At 61.6% G+C, this 4,534-nt stretch carries 1 protein-coding gene and 4 pseudogenes; 2 read left to right on the top strand and 3 right to left on the bottom strand.

Features of this window, described 5'->3' with window-relative positions; translation table 11 throughout:
* Nucleotides 1–1,141: right-handed parallel beta-helix repeat-containing protein (locus BO39_RS33430; protein WP_156964142.1), on the bottom strand; the 1,141-nt coding region annotated here is incomplete at its 3' end.
* 222 nt (nucleotides 1,142–1,363) lie between these two features.
* Nucleotides 1,364–1,552 (bottom strand): annotated as a pseudogene (locus BO39_RS35560) (integrase core domain-containing protein); the annotation flags it as partial.
* 81 nt (nucleotides 1,553–1,633) lie between these two features.
* Between BO39_RS35560 and BO39_RS29000 the strand changes: the two are divergent.
* Nucleotides 1,634–2,658, top strand: a pseudogene (locus BO39_RS29000) (IS110 family RNA-guided transposase).
* Nucleotides 2,659–3,064: 406 nt separating this feature from the next.
* On the opposite strand, the pseudogene BO39_RS32250 reads toward BO39_RS29000, so the two are convergent.
* Nucleotides 3,065–4,188: pseudogene (locus BO39_RS32250) on the bottom strand (IS3 family transposase); the annotation flags it as partial.
* 122 nt (nucleotides 4,189–4,310) lie between these two features.
* Here BO39_RS32250 and BO39_RS29015 point away from each other — a divergent pair.
* A pseudogene (locus BO39_RS29015) lies at nucleotides 4,311–4,534 on the top strand (IS6 family transposase); the annotation flags it as partial.

Here is a 4,534-nt window from a genome sequence, read left to right on the forward strand (position 1 = left end):
TGTCGTTGTGGGCGCCGCCGTCCAGGGTGTCGTTGCCGTCACCTCCCTCCAGGGAGTCGTCGGAACCAGCGCCCTGTAGGACGTCACTCGCTCTTGATCCCTGGAGGCGGAGCGGCATAGGCGATAGCAGGGTCTCGGCAGTATTGAGAACCTGAAGAGTTCCTCCGCCATAGTCGGACTTGTAAGCTTTCAAAGCTACGTTTGAAAATTGGTTGTCGGTAAAAATGGCCGTGGCCAAACCGATCACCTCAATGCCGTTATAAGCGCCGTTGATAAGGTTACCACGGACCTCAACATTCTTGGCCGCGGCGGTGATGATGGCCGCACCAGCGCCAGCATACATGTCAACAATTTCGTTTTCCGCAATGACGACGTCTTGAACATTTTCCTTCAACCGAATACCGTAAGCCACGGAATTCGCGCCATCGATTTTGTTGTTTATAATCGTCACATGTGCTATGTAGCCACCACCGACATCAATGATTTCGTCGCTGGTAGCAGTAGAGGCGCTTGTTCGCCCACCAAAGTAATTCCCTTTGATCAGAACTTCTGACACGTCGCTATTGAGGTCGATTGCTTCGCGAGCTTGACCAACCACTGTGTTATTAGTGATGTTTATGTTCCGAGAAAGAGCGACAACATCGTCTGGCTGAAGTTTGCCAACAATGATACCTTCAACGCCACCGGTGATTATATTCCGGTTTATTGTCACGTCACTCGAGCCAATGATACTAATGGCTTTTACATCAGTAAAGCTGCAATCCTCAACCGTGATGTTGTGAGAATTATTCATAACTATACTGTGCCAAAGCACGGGAGCAGGCTCGTTTCTGCTACCGCCAATGAAATCAAGTTTACTGATCGTTACGTTGCTGCTGCCGGTCAGGTCGAAAAATGTATGGTGTGCTCCCGTTGGGGGCCACTTCAACGTGGCGCCGTTGCCAACTAGGCAAACGCCGCTGGGCACCTTAATTTCTTCAGAAATAATGTAGTTCCGATCTGAGAATATTACCTCTGAAGGTCCAGCAGCTGAGGCTGCCGCAAACGCGGCTTTGATCGTTTCACCATCGCTAAGGCCAGCCTGGCGGTAAGCATCGACATAGATGGCTGCAATCGACGCAGTTCCACTAACCTCGGGCATTATTTTGATTTCCGCAGATGGCTCTCGAGCCCTGATTTGCGAGAGGCATTTTGCCTGCGTGGCACCTGTCCTGGGCCAGCAGCCAGATCTACACGTGACCCGTTTCTAATCAGTGAATGTGCAATTCTCCCTTGGACCGTCTTCTGCTTGACCAACCCCTACGAGGGGAACCAGGCGAATTCTTAGTTGAGCATGGCTGCGGCCTGTCCTGAGCTGGTGAGCGGATGGCCTGCGGGGGAACGGCGTAGCTGACGGCAGGAACACCTCTGGTGCGAGCGGTCGATAGTGCAGCGAGGAGTGTGGGCGGACGGTGTTGTAGTGCCGCCGCCATCCTTCGATCAGCACCTTGGCCTCGGCGAGTGTGTTGAACACCTCGGCGTTGAGCAGCTCATCGCGCCGCTTGCCGTTGATGGGGTGAACGGCCCCCGCTCCTGACGGGAGCATGTTGTAAGGTGCTGCTGTCGTCCACCTCCACTGCAGGGAGATGTCCAGATGCAAGTTGCCACGACTGGGCTGGATCTCGCCAAGCACTGGTTTCAGGTTCACGGTGTCGATGCGGCAGGAGCTCCGATCCTCCGCAAGCGGTCGAAGCGCACTGAGGTACTCGCTTTCTTCCAAGGCCTTGAGCCCTGCCTGGTCGGCATGGAGGCTTGTGCTTCCTCTCACTACTGGGCGCGTGAGATCGCGCGGTTTGGACACACCGTCCGGCGCATGCCGCCCGCTTACGTCAAGCCTTATGTCAAACGGGGCAAGAACGACGCGGCCGACGCAGAGGCCATCTGCGAGGCGGTGATGCGACCCACCATGCGCTTCGTGGCGGTCAAGACGCCGGAGCAGCAGGGTCTCCTTCTGCTCCATCGCGCTCGTCGGCTGCTGGTTCGCCAACGCACCATGACGGCGTGTGCCATCCGCTCCCATCTGGCTGAGTTTGGCTTCATCAAGGGCCAGGGCATCGGCCGCGTTGAGCCCCTCCTGGAGCGCTTGGCCGAGGAAGGGGCGGAGAGGCTACCGGGCGAGGTGCGCGACATCCTCTCCATGCTCGCGGCCGAGCTCGCCACCCTTGGGGAGCGCATTGCCCAGATCGAGGCTCGGATCGACGAACAACACCGTGCCAACCCGGTGAGCCGTCTGATCGCAACCATACCGGGCATTGGTCCGATCACCGCGACGGCGATCGCAGTAGCGGTTCCGGATGCAGCCGCCTTTCGCTCCGGCCGCGACTTTGCGGTCTGACTCGACTTGCGCTGCCAGAACTCGAGCGGTGGAAAAGACAGGTTGGGCAGCATCACCAAGCGCGGAGACACCTACCTCCGGCACCTGCTGTTCATCAGCGCACGCAGCGTCATCCGTTATCCCAAGGCCAGAGCGGCCGCGGGAGCCGCCCGAATCGAGGCGCTCGTGACGTGACGTTCAAAAACGGTCGCGGCCGTCGCGGTGGCCAACAAAATGGGGGCATTGCCTGGACTATGATGACAACCGGAAAGGTCTACCGATCAGCGTGCGACGCCACAGCCTGAGAAGGGCTGCTGCCGAACCGTGCTCCAGACGTGCGAGGGCGATGACGACGTGATGGCGAACCGGCAGGGCCGGGGATTGGCAGAGCCAGCAGAGCTTTCGGAGCGCAAAGCCCACCCCGTTAATTTGGCGCCAATCCGCGGACTCCATCAGGGCCAGCGGTCATGTGGGCTGCACCAACGGGCCGAATGGCATTGCCACGTTGTGGGAGGGTGGCCGGAACAAAGTGGCTGGGCGAAGCTGGCCAGATGACAGCAGAGCCCGCCACATACCCTGGCTGCCGCTTTCCGGCCGAGGTCATCCGGCACGTCGTGTGGCTCTTCCACCGACACAGTCAACTTGGGCGGTGGAGTTGCCCCCATCAAACCGGACACGGGGCTGGTTGAGGCTGGGCGTGGATGAACTCACGGGGGAGCGCATTCGCAAGCCCTTGTGGGGGTGGGCCTCGTTGTAATCCTCGATCCAGGCCGGGAGCTGCTGGAGGACAGTGGCGGCATCGGGTCTGGGGTTGATGCGGGCGTAGTCTCGCTTCAGCGTTTTCACGAAGGCCTCGCTGACGCCGTTGCTCTCGGGGCTGCGGACGAGCGTGAAACAGGCGACGAGGTTCAGCGCGACGGCGAAGTCGCGCGTGTCGTGGGCGGCATAAGCCGAGCCATTGTCGGCGAGCCACTGCACGGGATGGGGCGCCCTGAGGGCCGCGAACCGTCGCTCGACGCAGGCCAACATGAGGTCGCGGATCATCTCGCCGCTGATGCCGTCGGTGGTGGCGACCCAGGCCATGATCTCGCGGTCGTGGGTATCGATGGCGAAGGCGAGGCGCACCACCTCGCCGTTCCAGCAGGGGACCTCCAGCCCGTCCGAGGACCAGCGCAGGTTCGACGCCCAGGCGATAACACGGCCCTTATGGGCGCGGATTGGTCGTTGGGTGGTGTGGCGCTCCAGGAGCAGCTGACCTTGGGCCATGACAGCAAGGCCGTGATGCGTCGGTAACCGTAGGTGGGGCGGGCATCGGAGAGCTGACGAATGGCGGCTAGAACCTCGTCGTCGCCCTCTCGCTTGTACCGGCCACGCCGATGGGAGCTGCCCTGGATCTGCTGAACCAAGTTGGAGCGGGCCACGCCCAAGGTGTCAGGCCACGACCGTCACCGGGAACCGCCCTGTGGCGGCGACGGCAACTGCCAGACGGGCTTTTTTCCCCGGGCGGCGGTTAGCGCCTCGCGAAGCACCTCGACCTCCATGGTCTTGCGGCCAAGCAGGCGCTCGAGGTCGCGGATGCGGCCTTCCAGCTCGCGCAGCCGCCCCGCGGCGACCACGTCGTCATCGGCCTGGATCGCGGCCTTGCCGCCCTCGCTCATGCGCCGCCTCCACCCGAACACCAGGCTCGGCGAGACGCCGTGCAACCGGGCGACAGCCGAGACCGTCATGCCCGGCTGCATGGTCTCCTCGACCAGCCGGAGCTTCTGCTCGGCACTGTAGCGGCGTCGGCGCTCGCGGCCGGTGATGATTTCAACGCGCGTGGGGTCGTTCGGCATAGGCGTATGCCCAGGCGTATGCCTAGGCCCTCGGGGCTACGCCCGGTGTCCTGTCGAAATAGGGGCCACTCCAGGCGGCCACCAGCTTGCCCGATGGGCTCACCACCGGTTAGTCGGATGGGATGACTGCCCCCGCCGCCTGCCCCAGCTTCGCCGGTTATCGCTTCCCGGCCGAGATCACCAGCCAAGCGGTGTGGCTCTACTTTCGCCTCCCACTCAGCTTGCGAATGGTGGAGGAAATGCTGGCCTTCCGCGGCATCGCCGTCAGCCACGAAACACTGCGGCAATGGGGCCGCAAGTTTGGCCAGGCGTTTGCCAATGGGATCCGCCGCCGCCTGCCCCGAGC

The sequence above is a fragment of the Roseomonas aerilata DSM 19363 genome (assembly GCF_000711725.1).
In the GTDB taxonomy this organism is placed as follows: Bacteria; Pseudomonadota; Alphaproteobacteria; order Acetobacterales; family Acetobacteraceae; genus Roseomonas; species Roseomonas aerilata.